This is a genomic window from Vibrio sp., assembly GCF_047973365.1.
Taxonomy (GTDB): domain Bacteria; phylum Pseudomonadota; class Gammaproteobacteria; order Enterobacterales; family Vibrionaceae; genus Vibrio.
In genome coordinates, this window is sequence record NZ_JBKEBW010000101.1 from 1 (window position 1) to 22,271 (window position 22,271).

20 protein-coding genes and 1 other RNA gene are annotated in these 22,271 nt (G+C 45.4%); 17 read left to right on the plus strand and 4 right to left on the minus strand.

From position 1 onward, the window contains the following. On the plus strand, positions 1–220 hold a 220-nt coding region (locus ACK5MF_RS13320), incomplete at its 5' end, for a hypothetical protein (protein ID WP_416922991.1). Positions 221–332: 112 nt separating this feature from the next. On the opposite strand, the gene ACK5MF_RS13325 is transcribed toward ACK5MF_RS13320, so the two are convergent. From ACK5MF_RS13325 to ACK5MF_RS13340, 4 genes are read right to left on the minus strand one after another with little or no spacing between them, the layout of a single operon-like run. Continuing rightward, on the minus strand, positions 333–902 hold the full coding sequence (locus ACK5MF_RS13325; RefSeq protein WP_416922993.1) for a BON domain-containing protein: 570 nt from the start codon (positions 900–902) through the stop codon (positions 333–335). 16 nt (positions 903–918) lie between these two features. Then, complete coding sequence (locus ACK5MF_RS13330) at positions 919–1,509, minus strand: phosphoheptose isomerase (protein WP_416922995.1); 591 nt, start codon at positions 1,507–1,509, stop codon at positions 919–921. Between the two features lie 3 nt (positions 1,510–1,512). Further along, positions 1,513–1,890 carry a YraN family protein gene (locus ACK5MF_RS13335; RefSeq protein ID WP_416923023.1) on the minus strand — a complete coding sequence of 126 codons (378 nt, stop codon included), beginning with the start codon at positions 1,888–1,890 and terminating at the stop codon, positions 1,513–1,515. Next, positions 1,871–3,691 carry a penicillin-binding protein activator gene (locus ACK5MF_RS13340; RefSeq protein WP_416923025.1) on the minus strand — a complete coding sequence of 607 codons (1,821 nt, stop codon included), beginning with the start codon at positions 3,689–3,691 and terminating at the stop codon, positions 1,871–1,873. Before ACK5MF_RS13340 ends, ACK5MF_RS13335 begins: the two co-directional genes overlap by 20 nt. 70 nt (positions 3,692–3,761) lie before the next feature. Between ACK5MF_RS13340 and rsmI the strand changes: the two genes are divergently transcribed. From rsmI to lpxC, 16 genes are all read left to right on the plus strand, one after another. Beyond that, the gene (gene rsmI, locus ACK5MF_RS13345) at positions 3,762–4,625 is read left to right on the plus strand and encodes a 16S rRNA (cytidine(1402)-2'-O)-methyltransferase (protein ID WP_416922997.1); all 864 of its coding nucleotides are present in this window, start codon (positions 3,762–3,764) and stop codon (positions 4,623–4,625) included. A gap of 91 nt (positions 4,626–4,716) precedes the next feature. Continuing rightward, positions 4,717–5,144: RNase P RNA component class A (gene rnpB, locus ACK5MF_RS13350), an RNA gene on the plus strand. 186 nt (positions 5,145–5,330) lie between these two features. After that, entirely contained in the window at positions 5,331–6,281 is a 951-nt protein-coding gene (rsmH, locus tag ACK5MF_RS13355) for a 16S rRNA (cytosine(1402)-N(4))-methyltransferase RsmH (RefSeq protein WP_416923027.1), read from the plus strand. 7 nt (positions 6,282–6,288) lie between these two features. Continuing rightward, on the plus strand, positions 6,289–6,606 hold the full coding sequence (gene ftsL, locus ACK5MF_RS13360) for a cell division protein FtsL (protein ID WP_416922999.1): 318 nt from the start codon (positions 6,289–6,291) through the stop codon (positions 6,604–6,606). Next, the gene (locus tag ACK5MF_RS13365; RefSeq protein ID WP_416923001.1) at positions 6,603–8,360 is read left to right on the plus strand and encodes a penicillin-binding transpeptidase domain-containing protein; all 1,758 of its coding nucleotides are present in this window, start codon (positions 6,603–6,605) and stop codon (positions 8,358–8,360) included. The genes ftsL and ACK5MF_RS13365 overlap by 4 nt, the downstream gene beginning before the upstream one ends. Before the next feature lie 48 nt (positions 8,361–8,408). Further along, complete coding sequence (gene murE / locus ACK5MF_RS13370) at positions 8,409–9,893, plus strand: UDP-N-acetylmuramoyl-L-alanyl-D-glutamate--2,6-diaminopimelate ligase (RefSeq protein ID WP_416923003.1); 1,485 nt, start codon at positions 8,409–8,411, stop codon at positions 9,891–9,893. Next, entirely contained in the window at positions 9,890–11,251 is a 1,362-nt protein-coding gene (gene murF, locus ACK5MF_RS13375; protein WP_416923005.1) for a UDP-N-acetylmuramoyl-tripeptide--D-alanyl-D-alanine ligase, read from the plus strand. The genes murE and murF overlap by 4 nt, the downstream gene beginning before the upstream one ends. Further along, positions 11,248–12,330: a phospho-N-acetylmuramoyl-pentapeptide-transferase gene (gene mraY / locus ACK5MF_RS13380; RefSeq protein ID WP_416923007.1), complete on the plus strand. Its 1,083-nt coding sequence runs from the start codon at positions 11,248–11,250 to the stop codon at positions 12,328–12,330. The genes murF and mraY overlap by 4 nt, the downstream gene beginning before the upstream one ends. Before the next feature lie 91 nt (positions 12,331–12,421). Beyond that, positions 12,422–13,759, plus strand: coding sequence for a UDP-N-acetylmuramoyl-L-alanine--D-glutamate ligase (gene murD, locus ACK5MF_RS13385; protein ID WP_416923009.1), 1,338 nt, complete (start codon positions 12,422–12,424; stop codon positions 13,757–13,759). A gap of 67 nt (positions 13,760–13,826) precedes the next feature. Then, entirely contained in the window at positions 13,827–14,978 is a 1,152-nt protein-coding gene (ftsW, locus tag ACK5MF_RS13390) for a cell division protein FtsW (protein WP_416923029.1), read from the plus strand. Further along, complete coding sequence (gene murG / locus ACK5MF_RS13395) at positions 14,968–16,032, plus strand: undecaprenyldiphospho-muramoylpentapeptide beta-N-acetylglucosaminyltransferase (protein WP_416923011.1); 1,065 nt, start codon at positions 14,968–14,970, stop codon at positions 16,030–16,032. The genes ftsW and murG overlap by 11 nt, the downstream gene beginning before the upstream one ends. A 10-nt stretch (positions 16,033–16,042) precedes the next feature. After that, complete coding sequence (gene murC / locus ACK5MF_RS13400; protein ID WP_416923013.1) at positions 16,043–17,503, plus strand: UDP-N-acetylmuramate--L-alanine ligase; 1,461 nt, start codon at positions 16,043–16,045, stop codon at positions 17,501–17,503. A gap of 215 nt (positions 17,504–17,718) precedes the next feature. Beyond that, a complete protein-coding gene (locus ACK5MF_RS13405; protein ID WP_416923015.1) occupies positions 17,719–18,468 on the plus strand; it encodes a cell division protein FtsQ/DivIB in 750 nt (249 codons plus the stop codon). Further along, positions 18,461–19,723, plus strand: coding sequence for a cell division protein FtsA (gene ftsA, locus ACK5MF_RS13410; RefSeq protein ID WP_416923017.1), 1,263 nt, complete (start codon positions 18,461–18,463; stop codon positions 19,721–19,723). Before ACK5MF_RS13405 ends, ftsA begins: the two co-directional genes overlap by 8 nt. Before the next feature lie 30 nt (positions 19,724–19,753). After that, positions 19,754–20,965, plus strand: coding sequence for a cell division protein FtsZ (ftsZ, locus tag ACK5MF_RS13415; protein ID WP_416923019.1), 1,212 nt, complete (start codon positions 19,754–19,756; stop codon positions 20,963–20,965). Positions 20,966–21,062: 97 nt separating this feature from the next. Next, a complete protein-coding gene (gene lpxC, locus ACK5MF_RS13420) occupies positions 21,063–21,980 on the plus strand; it encodes a UDP-3-O-acyl-N-acetylglucosamine deacetylase (RefSeq protein ID WP_416923021.1) in 918 nt (305 codons plus the stop codon). The last annotated feature ends 291 nt before the right edge of the window (positions 21,981–22,271 follow it).

Below are 22,271 nucleotides of genomic sequence, written 5' to 3' on the forward strand. Positions count from 1 at the left end.
CAGCTTTAAACTTGGATTTAAAGTCGTTCTTTATGATTACACGGCCATCTGTCGAACTAAAAATCTTCAGTCACTCCCCGCGCGTTTAAAAGATTTAACCGAGTCATTACGGGAGTTTATTATGCCAAAGCAAGACCGCCCAAATTATGAACGGGCGGTCAAGATAAAACCTATCAAATTCCCGTTGAAGAGCTCACGAAAAAAGAAAGAGAACTCTTAAACGAACAGCATTGTGCGAAGGCAGGAATCTAGTTCTAGCGTGCGTTGAGACTAGATTCCAGATATTTCGTTCCGAAATTTTGGAATGCCGATACTGGGTTTGTTATCAGTGTTTAATTACTGTACTCAAATGCTTTGATAACTTGTTGAACACCAATAATGTTACGTGCGATTTCGGTGGCTTTGTCTGCTATTTCTCTTGAAACATACCCAAACAAATACACTTCTTTCGCTTCGGTAATCACTTTGATTTTTGTGCCATTAAGATCAGAATCCGCCAGTAAGGAAGATTTCACCTTGGTGGTGATCCAACTGTCGTTGCTAATGGCACTTATCGACAAAGGTTCTGCAATTTTTACCTGGTTGTGAAGCTCTTTCACACCTTTGACATTTCTGGCTTGAGTCACGAATTGGTCAAGCAGTTCAGCATTTCTTGCTTGCCCCATGATCACAACTGTCCCTTGGTAGGAACTGGCGATGAATCGAGCATCACCACTATAAGGGGCTTTATTACCCAGACCAGCTATTTCAAACTCAATTTGGTTATCATTCCAAATCTGTTGTGTGGTACGTGGATCTGTGACCAGATTAGCGGTAGTAGCAGCGCCAGCAATAAACAAACCAGCACATCCAGACAAACTTAAAACAGAACTCAATAGCAAAGCGAGACGGAGTGACTTCATAACAAACCTTCTGCTATTATTCTTCGTGGGACGGGAACAGCACTTGATCGACCAAATCGCATAGGCAATGCAGAGTCAGCATATGTACTTCATGAATTCGCGCTGTGCGGTGTGATGGGATACGAATTTCAACATCGTTTTCACCTAATAGCCCCGCCATTTCCCCACCATCTTTACCGGTAAGGGCAATAATGGTCATGTCACGTGTTACCGCAGCTTCCATCGCTTTAATAATGTTTTTACTGTTACCACTGGTCGATATTGCCAGCAAAATGTCACCAGGTTGACCGAATGCGCGAACCTGTTTAGAGAACACTTCCTGGTAGTGGTAGTCGTTAGCCACCGCAGTGAGCGTCGTAATGTCAGCGGTTAAAGCCATTGCAGGTAAGCTAGGACGTTCAGTTTCAAAGCGGTTGAGTAAACATGAAACAAATTGTTGCGCGTTAGAGGATGAACCGCCATTGCCACAACAAAGAATTTTATGGCCGTTGAGTAGGCTTGCTACCATTGCTTGTGAGCCATGAAGAATGGCGTCTGGCAGCGCTTCTGCTGCTGCGATTTGAATCTGAATACTTTCAGTAAAACTGTCTTTAATGCTGTCGAGCATTGATTATCCTTCGGTAATTGCGTTTTTTATCCATTCGATATGCTTACTATCACTGTGCACAGTGTCACCGTGTATAGCGATTACATCAAATCTAAAATCTGTAGTGTCAGCATTTAAGCCTCGTTTGAGCATCCACCAATTGGCGGTTTTGATCAAGCGTTGCTGTTTCTGTCTGGTTACACATTCAGCGGCATGCCCATAAGCCTGGCTATTTCGATACTTAACTTCAACGAATACTAGGGTATCACGCTGTTTCATGATCAGATCTAACTCTCCGCCGCGGGCGAGGAAATTTTTTTCAATAACGATCAAACCATGGCGGCATAAGTAATCTGCCGCCATTTGTTCGAAATGCTGACCTTTACTGCGTTTGTTCTGCATTGGCGCCATGCTCAGCCCAACTGATTTCACGCTGTACTACACATTGGTCATCAATACTCAGTACACCGGTCTGACCATCAATAGTATAGCCTTGGATAGTTTTCATCTGCGGAAGTTCAACCATTAAGCGATATGCATCCATCCCCAGAGCTTGTAGACGTTTCTCCGCATTTGAACTTTTGGGCCACAAACGTTCTATTTGTTCAGACACTTCTGGTTGAGGGTGAATGAGAAGCGGGATATCACTGTAGCTCACCCCCGTTAAATCTTCATATTGACGACCGCCAGCATTACTTTTGGAATTGGAGTAAAGCTTAGGTGGGCGCGTATCAGGGTTAATGGCCACTTCAATAAATGGTTTGATCAAAGTCAGCTCATCACTGCTTGCCACAATGTAAACCGAATCAATATCACGGCGGCTACGTGGTTGGCTTTCTAGTCTGATATTGAGTAAGCCTTCCATTTGCGCAATGTTTTGTTGACTTTCTTGTAAGCCAAAGACATTGTTAATATCGCGTTGAAGCTGGTGCTTGTCACCGAACAGATTCACCGCCACTTTGTTTTCGCTGTATTTACGCCATTCATCGTTGAACGCTTCAACTACTCGCTCGCCGTAACTGCTTTGCGGTGCAAGTATCAAAGGATACTGTGAGCCTTCTGCCGCAAGATGTTTAGCCGCTTGTGCCACTTCTTGCTCTGGAGATAAGGCGAGATAACAAATATCGGTTCCTTCGACGAGATCATCAGGAATATTCAGAGCAAGACTTGGGATCGCACGTTCGTCAGCGCCATGCTCTTGCTGCATCGTTGCAATGTTCTCTTTAATTAACGGACCGACAATGAAATCAATCTTTTTCTCTTGTACTTTTGCTTTTATGGTCTCTAGCGAGTCAGCATTGGTATCAATGATAGTCAGTGTTGCGTTGTCTTCACGTTTCGTATCATTCATCATTGCCATGATGAAACCATCGCGAATTAACTGGACTTGTTTATCAAACTTACCTGTTAGCGGAAGTAACAGCGCAGTATTAACCGGTTGAACGATATTGAGATTTAATATGTCGATAATACTTTTCGGCGTATAAGTTGCTGCTGGATGATTCGAGTTATCAGCTAACCATTTCTCAAGCGTATTTTTTAATTGTGGGACATCGCTAGCGAATGTTTTAACGTAAATGGCTAATTGCAGCCAACCGTCTAATATCTCTTCTTCGGGTAATGTGGTGAGTTGTGTGATTGTTTGAGCGGAATAGCGTTGTAAATTGGCCCAAATTTGATCAGAGATAGCCTCTTGTTGATCGCCCGGAATTAACCCATACAGTGCAGACAGTTCGCGGCTTGACTCAAACGGACGATCCAAGGCAGTAAAAATGTCTGCTCGCATTTGATGGTATTGAATCCATTGCGAGTCAGTTAACTGCCACTGGCTATCAAAGTTAAGTTGATTCAGTGCTTGAGAGTACTGTTCTGCTATCACAGAAAGTTGGGCTTTGCCCATTTGCCACTCTGCCTGCTGCATTTCGCTTAGGTTTTGTTTTGACAATCGATAGATAAGCAACTGAGCTTGTTCTGTGTTGTTGTCAGCTATAGCGGCTTTCATCGCCATAATCAACCAGTCATTTTGCAGACTACCCTGACTACTATCGGCTTTCATAAGATAATTTTGTGTCGGCTGGTTTGCTTCAGCTGTGATATCAACATATTGGGGTGCTGAAGGTTTAGACGAACAAGCTGCTAACGTGATTGCTAATGCAACTGGAGCGAGTAAGCGTGGTACACTGATTCTCTGATGGTGATTTATAGCCATGAGTTCTTTTCATTATCCCGAGTGAAATTGTCTCTATATTAATCGTTGAAGTGATGGTAAACAAATGACAGATAACAAAACCTTGCCGGCAGAGGTCCCAACTTTATACATTGTTCCTACTCCAATCGGCAATTTAGGGGATATTACCCAGCGCGCCTTAGACGTGCTTTCAAGTGTTGATGTTATCGCAGCAGAAGATACTCGCCATACGGGCAAATTACTTGCTCACTTTAATATCCAAACCAAAACCTTCGCCTTGCATGATCACAATGAACAACAAAAAGCTCAAGTATTAGTTGAAAAATTGTTAGCTGGAGAATCCATTGCGTTGGTTTCAGATGCTGGCACACCACTTATTAGTGATCCAGGATACCATTTGGTCACACAATGTCGTCAGGCTGGGGTTAAAGTTGTGCCACTTCCTGGTGCGTGTGCGGTCATCACAGCATTAAGTGCCTCTGGTCTGCCGTCAGACCGCTTTAGCTTTGAAGGTTTCTTGCCAGCCAAAAGCAAAGGCCGTAAAGATAAGTTCATGGAGATCGCGAAAGTTGAGCGCACGTGTATCTTCTATGAATCGCCACACCGTATTAGCGAATCACTGCAAGATATGCTGTCTGTGCTAGGCCCAGAACGTGAAGTGGTCTTGGCGCGCGAGCTAACAAAAACTTTCGAAACAATTCAAGGCATGCCACTTGGTGATCTGATCGAATGGATTGAGCAAGACGAAAATCGCAAACGCGGTGAAATGGTTTTATTGATTCATGGGCACAGAGAGCAAGCTAATGAAGAGCTTCCGGACGAAGCATTACGTACACTAGCCATTCTCACCAAAGAACTGCCTCTTAAAAAAGCGGCGGCGCTAGCGGCTGAAATTTACAACCTGAAGAAAAATGCACTGTATAAGTGGGGATTGGAAAATCTGCAATAATCGTCTGGATTTTAAGCACCCGAGTGTTAATTACCGTGCAAAAGCCATTCTTCCTAGACACTGAGTTGAGTTATCTATAGAATTCGCGCTCGGAGTTGACTGGGTAGTCGCTGCTTTGTTGATGTCCTTCGGGAGACTGGCGTTGAAGTCCTTTGGGAGACTGACGTTGACGTCCTTCGGGAGACTGATAAAGGGGAGGAAAGTCCGGGCTCCATAGAGCAGGGTGCCAGGTAACGCCTGGGGGGCGCAAGCCTACGACAAGTGCAGCAGAGAGAAGACCGCCGATGGCCTTCGGGTACAGGTAAGGGTGAAAGGGTGCGGTAAGAGCGCACCGTGCGACTGGCAACAGTTCGTAGCAAGGTAAACTCCACCCGGAGCAAGACCAAATAGGCCTCCACATTGCGTTGCTCGCGTAAGGAGGCGGGTAGGTTGCTTGAGCCAGTGAGTGATTGCTGGCCTAGACGAATGGCTACTGCCGCGCAAGCGGAACAGAACCCGGCTTATACGTCGACTCCACCTATTTCAGACCCATCATAACACCCTCGTTATGATGGGTTTTTTGCTTTATATTGACTTATCCGATGGCAAAACCACTAAACTTGGTGCAATGTCACGCCCTACCTGTGCTTATGGGTAGCAGTAGTGCAAGAATTCGGTACACTACAAGGTGATTATGTACGGGCTGACCCGCAGAACGAGAAACTTATGACTGATACTTTCCAACATATTTCTGTACTTCTTCATGAATCCATAGATGGCTTAGCTATCAAGCCTGATGGTATCTATATTGATGGAACTTTTGGCCGTGGCGGTCACAGTCGTACTATTCTGTCTAAGCTAGGTGAAAACGGTCGTCTGTACAGTATTGACCGTGATCCACAAGCAATCACAGAAGCACAGAAAATTGATGATCCTCGTTTTACCATCGTACATGGTCCTTTTTCTGGTATCGCTGAGTACGCTGAACGTTATGATTTAGTGGGTAAAGTCGATGGCGTGCTGTTTGATTTAGGCGTGTCATCACCGCAATTGGATGACGCCGAGCGTGGTTTCAGCTTTATGAAAGATGGTCCGCTTGATATGCGTATGGACCCAACATCCGGTATCTCTGTTTCACAATGGCTGTTAGAAGCAGACCTTGATGACATCACTTGGGTGATTCGTGAATTTGGTGAAGACAAACACGCTCGCCGTATTGCTAAAGCGATTGTTGCCTACCGGGAAAACGAAGAGAACGAGCCGCTAACTCGTACCAGTCAGTTGGCTAAACTTATTTCTGAAGCGGCGCCAAAAAGTTTTAAAGAGAAAAAGCACCCTGCCACACGGTCTTTCCAAGCTTTTCGTATTTACATCAACAGTGAATTAGAAGAAATTGATACCGCGTTAAAAGGTGCCGCTGCTATTTTGGCCCCTCAAGGTCGTTTGTCTGTGATTAGCTTCCACTCGCTAGAAGACCGCATGGTGAAACGTTTTATTCGTAAAGAGAGCAAAGGGCCGGAGGTTCCTCATGGTATCCCTCTTACTCAAGAGCAAATTAAAGCTCTGGGTAGTGCGAATTTAAAAGCGATCGGCAAAGCGATTATGCCTTCAGCGGAAGAAGTTGAGATGAATCCACGCTCACGCAGCTCCGTGCTGCGAATTGCCGAGAAACTTTGATTTATTTATGCCTCAATCTAAAACTAACCTTGCCAAAATTATCGTTGTAGACCTGTTTACTGTAGGGCGGGTACCGTTAGTATTGTTAATCTTGATCTTTGCCAGTGCGATGGGCGTGGTATTTACCACTCACCACACTCGCCAGGCTATTTCTGAAAAAGATCAAGCCTTTATGGAAAGGGATAGGTTGGATAATGAGTGGCGCAATTTAATTATCGAAGAAACGGCTCTTGCGGAACACAGCCGAGTTCAGGAGCTGGCGCAAAAAGATCTGGAAATGAAACGTCCGGATGCGGATAAAGAAGTTGTGGTTAACCTGAAATGAAAAAAAAGCCAGTTCAAGCAAAAGCTAAATCTAACAAATCCGCCACTAAACCTGTTCCATCTAAAGAAGCGATGCCAGCTCCAGTTTTCATCCGCTGGCGTTTCTACCTGCTTATTTTCTTTCTTATGGCCGCTATGGCTGCGCTTATTGGGCGTGTCGCTTTTATCCAAGTTATCGAGCCTGATAACTTAATCCGCGAAGGAGATATGCGTTCCATTCGAGCCAAAGAGCTGCATTCTGCTCGCGGTATCATTTCCGACAGAAACGGTGAAGCCATTGCCGTGAGTGTTCCTGTCGAAGCGGTGTGGGCTGATCCGGTCGCGATATTTAAACATGGTGGTTTGCAGGAGAAAGATCGCTGGCACGCCCTTGCCGATGTGTTGGACTTAGACCGTAACGCACTGTTGAAAAAAATCTCTGATAACAGAACGCGTCGTTTTATCTATCTACAACGTCAAGTCAGCCCTGCGATGGCGAAATACATTCGTGAGTTAAAACTTAACGGTGTTGGATTAAAGGCTGAATCTCGTCGTTACTATCCTGCTGGTGAAGTCAGTGCGCACCTAGTCGGTGTAACAGGTATTGATGGCCATGGTCTGGAAGGCGCAGAGCGCAGTTACGACAAATGGCTAACCGGTGAATCAGGCAAAAGCATTATCCGTAAAGACAGATACGGTCGCGTGGTGGAAAACATCTCATTAGAAGAGAGTGAACAAGGTAAGCCGCTACAATTAACCGTTGATCAACGTTTGCAAGCGATCGCTTTCCGCGCGGTAAAACAAGCAATGGCTGATTACCGAGCGACGTCGGCTTCGGCTGTGATGTTGGATGTCAAAACGGGCGCCGTGCTGGCGATGGTGAATGCACCATCCTATAACCCGAATAACCGCAGTGACTGGCAAAGTTTCAAAATGCGTAACCGCGTGATCACCGATGCATTTGAGCCTGGTTCAACGGTAAAACCTTTTGTGGTTATGGCGGCATTAGCCAATGGTATTGCCGACAAAAATACCATTATCGATACCGGTGACGGTGTGATGCAAATTGGTGGTAGTCGCGTACGTGATACGTCAAAAGTGGGCAAAGCCAATTTGCAAATGATTTTGAAGAAATCGAGTAACGTCGGGGTGGCGAAACTTGCGTTGCAAATGCCACTTGAAGCGATGCTCGGTATGTATAACTCTGTCGGGTTAGGTGAAATGTCGGGTTTAAACCTTGTCGGCGAAACGGCAGGTATTTTCCCCACCCGTAATCGTTGGTCACAGTTTGAAATTGCTACGCTCGCTTTTGGATACGGCTTGGCAATCACGCCAATTCAGTTAGCTCATGCTTATGCCACTTTAGGTAATCTCGGCGTTTATCAACCGATTCATATTATCGACAGTCACCAACAAGATCTGTCGCATCGTGTTGTAGAAGCTAAGTACGCAAAACAGGTACTGGAAATGTTGGAGACTGTGACTCAGCCCGGTGGTACAGCGGTGCAAGCTGCGGTTCCGGGATATCGTATTGCAGCGAAATCAGGAACATCCCGTAAAGCGATTGCTGGTGGCTATAGTGATGAGTATTTCGCTTATACCGCAGGTATTGCTCCTGTCAGTGACCCAAGAATTTCTCTGGTCGTGATGGTGAATGAACCGCAAGGTGACTCTTATTACGGCGGTGCAGTGGCTGGCCCAGTATTTTCAGAGATCATGAAAGGCGCGCTGCAAATTCTGAATATCGTACCGGATGAAAATCGATTCCAGGAATAACGGTTATAAAATAAAAATTTTAATGTAAAAGTTAGTGTGAGAACCAGTATGAACACTAGTAAGGCTTTATCTGAACTTATCTCTCCTTGGCTTCAAGCTGACCCGGCTTGGGGCAATATTTCCGTCACGCGTTTAGATCTCGACAGCCGAAAAATTCAGCACGGTGATACTTTTGTCGCGATAGTCGGTCACGCCGTAGATGGTAGAAAATACATAGATACAGCCATTGAGCATGGTGCGAACGCGGTATTAGCTCAAGCCTGCCAAATGAAAACCCACGGCTGCGTGGAATGGAAAGGCGATATTCCTGTTATCTACATTGAAAAACTCGACCAGCATTTATCTCAATTGGCTGGCAATCTCTACGGCGCTCACCAGAGCCGTTTAGTTGCCGTGACAGGGACCAACGGCAAAACCACCATTACTCAGCTTATTGCACAATGGATTGATTTATTAGGTCAAAAAGCCGCGGTGATGGGCACCACAGGCAATGGTTTTCTCGCTCACTTAGCGCCCGCAGCAAACACCACGGGTAGCGCGATTGAGATTCAGGCTCAGTTACATCAACTTGCCGGGCAAGGTGCAGCCTTTACGGCTTTGGAAGTCTCTTCCCATGGTCTGGTCCAGGGGCGAGTAAAAAAACTCACTTTTGATGTTGGGGTATTTTCCAACTTAAGTCGCGATCATCTGGATTATCACGGCACCATGGAAGAGTACGCGAAGGCGAAGTTTTCTCTCTTCACCGAACACCAATGTAAAAATGCCATTATCAATATCGATGACAGAGTGGGCTTAGAGTGGAGTAGTAAACTGCCTCACGCTGTTGGCATTTCTCTGAAATCAAAACCGAAAACAGAACGGGCGCTTTGGGCGACACAAGTCACCTATGCCGAAACCGGGATTACTCTGAGCTTCGACGGTAGTTGGGGCAACGGGGAACTACATGTTCCTCTGATTGGCGAGTTTAACGCTTCCAATGTGATGCAAGCGTTTACCAGTATGTTGTGTTTGGGGTTTGCCAAACAAAAGTTGATCGAGACTGCGCCACAATTAAAACCAGTGCTTGGTCGCATGGAGTTGTTCCAGGTAGCGAATAAAGCCAAAGTGGTGGTGGACTATGCTCATACCCCTGATGCGTTAGAAAAAGCTTTGCTGGCGCTTCGAGTTCATTGCAGCGGTAAGCTCTGGGCTATCGTCGGCTGTGGTGGTGATCGTGATAAAGGCAAGCGTCCTATGATGGCTTCGATTGCGGAAAAATTTGCCGATCGCGTTATCCTTACCGATGATAACCCTCGCAGTGAAGATCCCGCGGCTATCGTACAAGACATGTTGGCTGGATTAACTCATCCCGATACTGCTCAAATTGAGCACAGTCGTTATTTGGCGGCAAAATTTGCGGTTGATAATGCCAGTGCTGATGACATTATCTTGTTGGCTGGAAAAGGTCATGAAGATTATCAAGTGATGGCACATGAAACGATTCATTATTCAGACCGAGAGTCTGCTCAAACCTTATTAGGCTTAGCATCATGATTAAAACTTGTTTGTCCCAATTAAGTGATGTGTTGAGTGCGCGTTTAGTTGGCGAAGATTGCAATATTGAAGCGGTAACGACTGACACTCGTCAGGTACCAGAGAAGGCGCTGTTTGTTGCTTTGGTCGGTGAGCGTTTTGATGCACACGACTTTGCCCAGCAAGCTTTAGATAATGGCGCTTGTGCGCTTTTGGTGGAGCGAGAGCTAGATATTGCTTTACCGCAGTTGATTGTTGCCAATAGCAAATTGGCTTTGGGCAAACTCGGTTCTTGGGTTCATCAGGTGTGTGCGACACCCACGGTAGCCATTACCGGCAGTTGCGGTAAAACCACAGTGAAAGAGATGGTGGCGAGTATTTTGTCTTGCAAAGGACAGGTACTTTTCACCGCGGGTAACTTTAACAATGATATTGGTGTGCCTCTGACTTTGCTTCGTTCAACAGAGCAAGACGACTATGCCGTGATTGAACTCGGTGCTAACCATATCGGTGAAATTGCCTATACCACTGAGCTAGTTAAACCGGATGTCGCTTTAGTCAACAATGTGGCGGCGGCTCACCTTGAAGGCTTTGGTTCTATCGATGGGGTAAAACAGGCCAAAGGTGAAATTTATCAAGGTTTAAAGGCTGCAAGTACGGCGATAGTCAATCTTGAAAGCAATGGTGGCGAACTGTGGCAATCTGTATTGGCAGACAAAACGGTAAAAACTTTTTCATCAGTCAGTAGCGAAGCCGATTTCTACGCTAACAACATTCAGTTAGATCAAGCCGGTCGAGCCTCATTTGATATGGTGACCCCCGTTGGTGAAATTCATATAACTCTCAATATTATCGGTCAGCATAATGTTTCCAATGCATTAGCGGCGTCCGCTCTGGCGGTTGAAATGGGGGCAACATTAAGCGAAATTCAATTTGGATTATTCCATTTGCCTAAAGTTAAAGGCCGGGTTGATGTGGAAAAATTGACGCCGAATATCACCTTAATTGATGACAGTTACAATGCCAGTGTTCCGGCTATGAAGGCTGCGGTAGACTTGTTGGCAGGTTTTTCTGCAAGCCGTTGGTTAATTTTAGGCAATATGGCGGAGTTGGGTAACGAAAGTCTTGCACTTCACCAACAAGTCGGTGAACATGCTGCACCATTCAATTTTGAATTTGTGTTGACCTATGGTGCTGATGCAAAAGTCATCAGTGAGGTTTGCCATGGTAAACACTTTGACAGTCATCAAGCGATGATCAGTTTTATCGAGCAGGAATTAGCACAACAACAGCATCGTTCTCACGTAATGTTAGTCAAAGGGGCTAACAGTGCCGGTATGAGTAAGATTGCTGCTGCTCTTAAGGAGAAGTACTCATGATTATTTGGCTAGCGGATTTACTCCAGCCATATTTTTCGTTTTTTCGTTTGTTCGAATACCTATCGTTTCGAGCCATTGTGAGCATTTTGACGGCACTTGCGTTGTCGTTATGGATGGGGCCTCACTTAATTAAACGCTTACAACTTCTGCAAATTGGTCAAGTCGTTCGTAATGATGGACCTGAATCTCACTTTAGTAAGCGTGGTACACCGACTATGGGCGGTGTGATGATCTTAGCGTCTATTTTTGCCACGGTTCTGCTTTGGGCGGATCTTTCCAACCCTTACGTATGGGCAGTATTAGCGGTTCTTGGTGGTTATGGCGCCGTCGGATTTGTTGATGACTATCGTAAAGTGGTGCGTAAAAACACTGATGGTTTGATTGCGCGTTGGAAATACTTCTGGCAATCATCAATTGCACTTGTGATCGCATTCGCACTGTATGCGCATGGTAAAGATACGGCAGCGACTCAACTGGTGGTACCTTTCTTTAAAGAGATCATGCCTCAGCTTGGAATGCTTTATATCGTTCTGACTTATTTTGTGATTGTTGGTACCAGTAATGCCGTTAATCTAACTGATGGTTTAGACGGACTTGCTATTATGCCGACCGTTCTGGTGTCAGCGGCTTTTGCGGTCATTGCGTGGGCGACAGGTAACGTTAACTTTGCGAACTACCTGCATATTCCGTATATCCCTTATACCTCAGAGCTGGTCGTGGTTTGTACCGCGATTGTTGGGGCAGGGCTTGGTTTCTTATGGTTTAACACCTACCCAGCACAAGTGTTTATGGGCGATGTGGGTTCACTTGCTCTTGGTGGTGCGTTAGGCACCATCGCAGTGCTGGTTCGCCAGGAATTTGTGTTAGTGATTATGGGTGGTGTGTTCGTTATGGAAACCATCTCGGTGATTTTGCAGGTTGGATCTTACAAACTGCGTGGTCAACGTATTTTCCGTATGGCGCCAATTCATCATCACTATGAACTTAAAGGCTGGCCAGAGCCGCGTGTTATTGTGCGTTTTTGGATCATCTCAATTGTGTTAGTTTTAATTGGCTTAGCGACACTTAAAGTGCGCTAATAGCTAAAGTACGTTAATAGCTGAAGTACGTTAGTTACGAGCTAAGCTGAAATAATAATTGGGGAACGTCCCCAAAGGATATGGATTTAAAATGGACCGTTGGCAAGGCATTAAGCATGTTGTGGTCGTAGGGCTCGGTATTACCGGGCTCTCTGTCGTTAATTATCTGCGAAAGTTTCATCCTCAAATTGAGGTGAAAGTGATCGATACCCGCGAAAATCCGCCAAGTAAGGAGCATCTGGCGCAAGATGTTGCCCTGCACAGTGGTGGTTGGAATGTGGATTGGTTATTAGCCGCCGATTTGATCGTGGCAAACCCGGGTATCGCCCTGGCAACGCCACAAATCCAACAAGCTATCGCAGCGGATATTCCGGTTGTCGGTGATATTGAGCTATTCGCTTGGCAGGTTGAAAAACCAGTGGTTGCGATTACAGGTTCAAACGGCAAAAGTACTGTGACCGATCTTATGGGTGTGTTGGGTAATGCTGCTGGTTTAAAAACCGCGATTGGTGGCAATATCGGTGTGCCTGCGCTCGATTTGCTTGCTGAACCATCTGATCTCTACGTGTTAGAACTTTCCAGTTTTCAACTTGAGACAACATCGAGCTTAAACCTCAAAGCCGCTGCCTTTTTAAATCTGTCTGAAGATCATATGGATCGCTATGACGGTATGGCATCTTACCGCCAAGCTAAATTACGTATCTTTGAACATGCTGAAACTCTGGTGGTTAATGCCGATGATCAGCAAACTTATCCTGATACAAGCAAGGGTAAGCAGTTGAGCTTTGGGTTAGATAACGCTGCCGATTTTTACACTCAACAATACCAAGGGCAAGAGTGGTTAATGGCCGGAGATGTTGCTGTGCTACCAGCGGCAGAACTGAGTTTAGTCGGGCGTCACAATGTCGCGAACGTATTAACAGTTCTTGCTTTGCTGAAAGCTGCCGGTATTGAGTACAGTGAACCATTGCTGAGCGCATTAAAGTCTTACACTGGATTGACACATCGTTGTCAGGTGGTTGAAGACAAACATGGTGTTAAGTGGGTTAATGATTCCAAAGCAACCAATGTGGCAAGTACCTTAGCGGCGCTCTCGGGGCTCTCTTTGCAAGGTAAGTTGTATCTGTTGGTTGGAGGGTTAGGTAAAGGTGCGGATTTTTCTTCACTCAAACCTGTATTTGCAACTCTACCTCTCAAGCTTTGCTGTTTCGGTAAGGATGGCGATCAGTTTATGCCTCTTCACCCTTCAGCGCGCCGTTTTGATACCATGGAGCAAGTAGTCAAAACTATTAGTAATGAGCTTGCACACGGTGACATGGTGTTATTGTCGCCCGCTTGCGCCAGTATGGATCAATTTAAAAACTTTATGCACAGAGGTGAGCAGTTTGCCGCTCTGGCTAAACAATGTGCAGATAAAGTTTCTGTATAAATAAGTTGCATAGTCGAAAGGTAATGTTTTGGGACGATTTAAACCAATAAATTCTATTCATAAATGGCTGAGAACACCTTCTCCAGAGGCTCTGTTTGATCGCCAACTCGTCTGGATAGCATTAGGTTTAATGTTGATTGGTCTGGTGATGGTGACATCGGCGTCGTTTCCCATCAGTTCAAGGTTAACGGATCAACCGTTCCACTTTATGTTTCGTCATGCGCTATTTTTGCTACTGGCATTGATTACCTCGTCTGTCATTCTACAAATACCGATGCAACGATGGTCCCGATACAGCTCTGTATTGCTCGCGGTCTCTTTTTTATTACTTGTTGTGGTATTAGTTGGTGGTAAATCGGTCAATGGTGCTTCACGCTGGATCCCTCTAGGGCTATTTAACTTGCAGCCTGCTGAGGTAGCAAAGCTCTCTCTATTTATCTTTATGTCGGGCTATCTGGTTCGTAAGCAGAATGAAGTGCGGGAAACTTTCTTTGGCGGTTTCATCAAACCTATTTTGGTATTTATGGCATTAGCGGTTTTATTGTTGCTGCAACCTGACTTAGGTACCGTGGTGGTGATGTTGGTGACTCTGTTTGGCATGCTGTTTATTGCCGGCGCAAAGCTATCTCAGTTCCTTGCATTAATGGTGGCGGGAATCTTAGTGATTGTTGGACTCATTGCCGCAGAACCTTATCGTATTCGCCGCGTAACCTCATTCCTTGACCCTTGGGATGACCCTTTTGGCAGTGGTTACCAGTTAACTCAATCGCTGATGGCGTTCGGTCGTGGTGAGTGGTTTGGTCAAGGTTTAGGTAATTCGATTCAAAAGCTGGAGTATTTGCCCGAAGCGCACACTGACTTTGTCTTCGCAGTCGTCGGAGAAGAATTGGGTTTTGTCGGTGTGGTATTGATTTTAATGCTGATTTTTAGTCTGGTGCTGAAAGCCGCTTTTATCGGCAAGAAAGCCTTTGAACATGACCACCAGTTTGGTGGCTATCTCGCTCTCAGTATCGGCATTTGGTTTGCGTTCCAAACGTTGGTTAACGTTGGTGCTGCGGCAGGTATGGTCCCAACCAAAGGTCTGACTTTACCGCTGATTAGTTACGGTGGTTCCAGTTTAATTGTTATGTCGGTGGCCGTGTCTATTTTGCTTCGCATCGATCATGAATGCCGGCTAGAGCGAGCTCGACAGTTAGAAGAAAAGACGGATGAAGAATAAAAAACGTTTAATGGTGATGGCTGGTGGTACTGGCGGTCATGTTTTTCCTGGACTTGCTGTGGCCAAAAAACTTCAGCAACAAGGATGGGAAATCCGTTGGTTAGGTACGGCTGATCGTATGGAAGCGGATTTAGTACCGAAACATGGCATCGAGATTGATTTTATTCGAGTGAAAGGTCTGCGCGGGCAAGGTATCGCTCGTCTGATCAAAGCACCTTTTCAAATCATCAATGCCATTATGCAAGCTCGTCATCATATCAAAGCATGGCAGCCTGATGCGGTACTTGGCATGGGTGGATACGTTAGTGGACCGGGCGGCGTAGCTGCGTGGATGCAAGGCATTCCTGTGATTTTACATGAACAGAATGCGGTGGCAGGTTTAACCAATCAGTGGTTATCGAAAATTGCCGCGCGCGTGTTTCAGGCTTTTAACGGCGCTTTCCCTAACGCACCTGTGGTTGGCAACCCTGTGCGTACCGATGTGGTGGAACTGCCAGCGCCGAGTCAGCGTTTTGCCGAGCGTAGCGGAGCTATTCGTGTGCTGGTGATGGGTGGAAGCCAGGGCGCAAGAATTCTTAACCAAACTCTGCCAGAGGTCATGGCACGTTTAGGTGAAGGCTTTGAAGTGCGCCATCAGGCGGGTAAGGATAACCAATCGCAAGTTGAACAAGCTTACCAGGCGACTGGTGCAAAGAATTACCAAGTAACTGAATTTATCGATGATGTCGCGCAAGCTTACGCATGGGCGGATTTGTTAGTCTGCCGCTCTGGAGCGTTAACGGTTTCAGAAGTCTCTGCTGCTGGTGTCGCCGCTATTTTTATTCCGTTTATGCACAAAGATAGACAACAAGCACTGAATGCCGATCATTTAGTCGAATGTGGTGCCGCTAAAATGATCGAGCAACCGCAACTGACGGTTGAGAAGCTGACACAAACCATTGCAGAGCTCGAACGTAGCCAATTATTAGATATGGCCAATAAAGCCCGTCAAGCAGCTAAATTAGATGCAGACCAAGTAGTGGCTGATGCCATTATCGCTATTACTGAGAAATGAGAACCTATTCATGAAGATCAAACATACTCAAGACTTAGCTCAAATCCGAGCAATGGTGCCAGAAATGCGCCGGGTTAAATGCATTCACTTTATCGGTATCGGTGGTGCAGGTATGAGCGGTATAGCGGAAGTTTTACTTAATGAAGGTTATCAAATCACAGGTTCCGATATCGCCGAAAATGCGGTTACCGAACGCCTTGCTAGCATAGGTGCAACCGTCTTTATTGGGCATCAGGGATCGAATATTGATCAAGCCAGTGTAGTGGTGGTATCTACCGCAATTAATGAACAAAACCCGGAAATTCAAGCCGCGCGCGAAAAGCGTATTCCCATTGTGCGCCGTGCTGAAATGTTGGCTGAATTGATGCGTTTTCGTCATGGTATCGCGGTTGCGGGTACGCATGGCAAAACGACCACGACTGCGCTGGTGACACAAATTTATTCTGAAGCGGGTCTGGATCCAACGTTCGTTAACGGTGGCTTAGTGAAAAGCGCAGGCACCAACGCACGCTTAGGTTCCAGCCGAGTGTTGATCGCCGAAGCCGATGAAAGTGATGCTTCATTCCTACACTTGCAGCCAATGGCAACCATTGTCACCAATATCGAAGCGGATCATATGGATACCTATGGCGGCGACTTCGAAACGTTAAAACAAACCTTTGTCGATTTCCTGCACAATCTGCCATTTTACGGTCAAGCTATCCTTTGTATTGATGATCCTGTGGTGCGTGAATTGATTCCGCGTATTAGCCGCCAGGTTATCACTTACGGTTTTTCTGAAGACGCAGACGTGCGGATTGAAAATTACCATCAGCATGGACAACAAGGTAAGTTTACCGTTGTTCGTCAAGGGAAAGGAAATTTAGACATCACGCTGAATATTCCTGGGCGTCACAATGCGCTAAACGCTTCAGCGGCCATTGCAGTGGCAACCGAAGATGACATCAATGATGAAGCTATTCTGAATGCGCTGATCAGTACGCAAGGTACCGGTCGTCGTTTTGACCATCTTGGTGAGTTCGAAACCGGTAATGGTGTGGCGATGTTGGTGGATGATTATGGTCACCACCCGACGGAGGTTGACGTCACCATCAAAGCCGCTCGCAGTGGATGGCAAAATAAACGTTTGGTGATGATTTTCCAGCCACACCGTTATACGCGAACTCGCGACCTCTACGATGACTTTGCCAATGTGCTTGAGCAAGTTGATGTGCTGATCATGTTGGATGTTTATGCTGCGGGTGAAAAGCCAATTGCAGGTGCCGATGGTCGCTCGCTTTGCCGAACCATTCGCAGTCGTGGAAAAGTCGACCCAATCTTCGTTTCAGACAGCAAAACGTTACCTGCTGTATTAGCGAATGTATTACAAGACGGTGACTTAGTTCTGACTCAAGGGGCTGGTGATGTGGGCAAAGTAGCCAAACACCTACAATCTTTACAATTAAATATTGAAAAGATGCAGAAGTATTAAATTTGTTGCGTATAGGTGTACTGTTCGTGATTTAGTCGGTACTCCTACCAGTTTTATTTATTTGAGTATTTGATACTTTTAGCGTCCTCAGTATAATCCATAGGTTAAAGTTATTGCTTTTGCCTCTATTGTACATTGAAATAGGGAATTAAATTGCCAGTCGTCAACAGGAACAACGCACTTTGATAAATAGTACATTTTCTCAAGGTCGTATTATGTCCCGTTCACCGTTAGTTAAAGAGCATATCGCAGGTGGTAGCTTTTTGATGCTGGTGATGTTGTTGGTTGGTTTTTTGCTGTATTCAACCATCAGTTGGATGTGGGATGAAGAGAGACTTCCACTCTCAAAGATAGTTTTGCAAGGTGACTTACAATACGTTTCTGCGTTTGATGTTCAGCGAGCTTTTGGTCAACTAGAGCACATCGGAACATTTATGTCGCAAGATATTAATGCGCTGCAGTCCAGTGCTCAGTCAATACCTTGGGTATCTCATGCTTCAATCCGCAAACAATGGCCTGACACAATAAAAGTATTTTTAACGGAATATCAGGTTAAAGCTATTTGGAATGGCAATTCGTTACTTGATGATAAGGGTATTGTCTTTAATGGCGATATTGCGCAAGTAAAAGAAGAGCACGTAAAACTATATGGCCCGGATGGTAGTGCGCCTGAAGTTTTAAATATCTGGAAAGAATACAGCCCTAAATTTCAGCAGATAGGTTTAAATATATCCTCTCTGGTATTGAACGAGCGTCGAGCTTGGCAAATTATTTTAGATAATGGTATTCGTTTAGAATTAGGAAAAGAGTCCTTAAAAGAGCGAATAAACCGTTTCTTTTTACTCTATAAGCAACTAGGTAATGATGCTTATAGAGTGAGTTATATCGATCTCAGATACGATACCGGAGCGGCCGTTGGTTGGTTTCCTGATCAAGAATTAGCGCAAGAGAGCACAGATGAGTAAAACAGCTGATGACAAATTAATTGTTGGTCTCGATATTGGCACAGCCTCCGTTTCAGCTTTAGTTGGTGAACTACTCCCTGATGGCCAAATTAATATCATTGGTGCAGGTACTAGCCCATCCAGAGGAATGGATAAAGGCGGTGTTAACGATCTTGAATCGGTGGTTAAATCCGTTCAGCGTGCCGTTGATCAAGCTGAGTTAATGGCAGAATGCCAAATTAGTAATGTGTTTTTATCCATTTCAGGTCGGCATATTACCAGCAGAATAGAAAAGGGCATGGGTACCATTTCTGAAGGGGAAGTTTCTCAAGAAGATATGGATCGTGCTATTCATACTGCAAAATCGATCAAAATTAGTGAGGAACAGCGTATTTTGCATGTAATTCCTCAAGAATTTACGATTGATTATCAAGAAGGTATAAAAAATCCGCTAGGATTATCTGGAGTGCGCATGGAAGTGAGCGTGCACCTGATCACCTGTCATAGCGATATGGCAAGAAATATTATTAAAGCTGTTGAACGTTGCGGATTGAAAGTTGAGCAGTTAGTGTATTCAGGATTAGCGGCAAGTAATGCTGTTATTACTGAAGACGAACGAGAGCTTGGCGTATGTGTTATTGATATTGGTGCAGGTACGATGGATATCGCTATTTGGACCGGTGGCGCTTTAAGACATACCGAAGTATTCTCATACGCAGGCAATGCAGTAACAAGCGATATAGCGTTTGCTTTTGGTACACCGGTAAACGACGCTGAAGAAATAAAAGTTAAGTACGGCTGCGCGTTAAGTGAGTTGGTTAGTAAGGATGATACGGTAAACGTACCGAGTGTTGGCGGTAGACCATCACGAAGTTTACAGCGTCAAACCTTGTCGGAAGTGATTGAGCCTCGCTACACTGAGTTAATGGGCTTAGTTAACCAGACTATAGATACTGTCCAAGAAAATTTGCGAAAAGAAGGCATTAAACACCATTTAGCTGCAGGTGTAGTTTTAACTGGTGGAGCTTCGCAAATTGAAGGCTTAGTGGAATGTGCTGAACGCGTATTCCGCAATCAAGTTAGGGTAGGTAAGCCCCTCGAAGTGAGTGGACTTACTGATTACGTTAAAGAGCCGTATCATTCTACGGCAGTTGGTTTACTTCATTACGCGAAAGAGAGTCAAATCAATGACGACATTGAGTATCAAGAGCCTAAGCGCCAATCAGTGTCGAGTGTATTTACTCGTTTGCGCAATTGGATACAAAAAGAGTTTTAACCTGAGTTGCAGGAAAAACGGAGATAACACATGTTTGAACCGATGATGGAAATGTCTGACGACGCGGTAATTAAAGTTGTTGGAGTTGGTGGCGGCGGCGGTAATGCTGTTGAACATATGGTGCGTGAGTCCATTGAAGGCGTGGAATTCATCAGTATCAACACGGATGCACAAGCACTTCGCAAAACCAGCGTAAGCAGCGTCATTCAAATCGGTGGTGATATCACTAAAGGTTTGGGCGCAGGTGCTAACCCACAAGTGGGACGTGATGCAGCTCTAGAAAGTCGAGATAGAATTAAAGAATTGCTCGCGGGCGCCGATATGGTGTTTATCGCAGCTGGTATGGGCGGTGGTACTGGTACAGGTGCTGCTCCCGTGATCGCTGAAGTGGCAAAAGAACTGGGCATCCTAACCGTTGCTGTAGTGACTAAGCCATTTAGCTTTGAAGGTAAAAAACGTCTTGCATTTGCTGAACAAGGAATTGAAGAGCTTTCTAAACATGTTGACTCTTTGATTACCATTCCAAATGAAAAATTGTTGAAAGTATTGGGTCGTGGGATCACTTTACTTGAAGCCTTTGCTAGCGCGAATGACGTACTTAAAAATGCAGTACAAGGGATTGCAGAGCTCATCACTCGCCCGGGCATGATTAACGTCGACTTTGCAGACGTACGTACTGTAATGTCTGAAATGGGTCACGCTATGATGGGGAGTGGTATTGCTAAAGGTGAAGACCGCGCTGAAGAAGCCGCAGAAATGGCAATTTCAAGTCCTCTACTTGAAGACATTGATCTTGCAGGTGCTCGTGGCGTATTGGTTAACATCACCGCTGGTCTGGATATGAGACTAGACGAGTTCGAAACCGTTGGTAACACTGTTAAAGCGTTTGCTTCTGACAATGCAACGGTTGTTATCGGTACATCGCTAGATCCAGATATGGCTGATGAAATTCGCGTAACGGTTGTGGCTACAGGTATTGGTAACGAAAGAAAGCCAGATATTACTCTAGTCGCAGGTGGTAAAGCGAAAGTTGCACCGGTGGCTCAACCACAAGTTGCTGTAGCAGCAAAAGTGGAAGAAAAACAGGCACAACCTTTGCATGAAAAGACTGAAGTGAAAGCACAGCCTTCACCGACGTCAAATATCTCTTCTTCAAGCCAAGGGCAGAATGTTGCGCCTAAACCAGAAAAAGAGAGCGGATATCTGGATATCCCTGCGTTTTTACGTCGTCAGGCTGATTGAAATACCGCCACAATTTGACAGTGTTCAAAATTTTGGTAATATGTCGGTCGGTTACTTTACCGACCGAGCTTTGTGGCATTGATTTAGAGGCAAGCAGATGATCAGACAACGTACTCTGAAAGAGATAGTGAAAACAACTGGTGTGGGTCTCCACTCTGGTCGTAAAGTCACACTTACTCTTCGCCCAGCCGCTGCAAACACAGGTATTATTTATCGTCGTACTGACGTAAATCCACCGGTTGATTTTCCAGCTGACCCAGAGTCTGTACGCGATACCATGTTGTGTACGGCATTAGTTAACGATGAAGGCATTCGTATCTCTACAGTAGAGCACTTAAGTGCGGCTCTTGCTGGTATGGGCATTGATAACGTCATTATCGAAGTGGATGCACCTGAAATTCCAATTATGGATGGTAGTGCGAGCCCATTCGTTTACCTATTGCAACAAGCGGGTATCGAAGTACAAAATGCGGCTAAGCGATTCATCCGTATTAAGAAACCGGTTCGTTTTGAAGATGGCGATAAGTGGGCTGAAATGCGTCCACATAACGGCTTCAAAATGGATTTCCAAATTGAGTTTGACCACCCAGCAATCGATGGTGATGATCAACGCTTAGTGTTTGATTTTTCAACTCAAGGTTTCATCAAAGAGATTTCACGCGCGCGTACTTTTGGTTTCATGCGTGATATCGAATACTTGCAGTCACAAAACCTATGTTTAGGTGGTAGCTTTGACTGTGCTATCGTTTTGGATGATTACCGCATTCTTAACGAAGAAGGTTTGCGTTTTGCGAACGAGTTTGTAACTCACAAAGTACTTGATGCCATTGGTGACTTATACATGTGTGGTTATGCGATTGTCGGTGAGTTCAGTGCTTATAAATCAGGCCATGGTCTGAATAACCAATTACTTCGTAAAGTATTGGCAGATCAAGAAGCTTGGGAATGGGCGACTTTCGAAGAGGAAGTCGGTTCGCCAGTAGCGTTTGCAGACCCAAATACGGTTCTAGCGTAAGACGTTTTGAAGATTCTAAAAAGCCAGACTGATTAAGTCTGGCTTTTTTGTTTGCCCAGCAAAGCTGGCAAACCCGTCCACTTGAAAGAAAGTGGAGTCACCCTGACTAAGGGGAAGACAATCCGAATGGCAAGGGCGTCACGGGCTAACGGTGGGGTCTGAAGGAAGCCATAGGAAGTTAGATGTACACAACTAACCGTAATCTGTTTCGGCGGTACTGGTGGGTAAGCGTCCAAAATAGCGCAAAGCCCAATACTTAGTCAGACCAATACTGTGATTGAGGGTGGGATA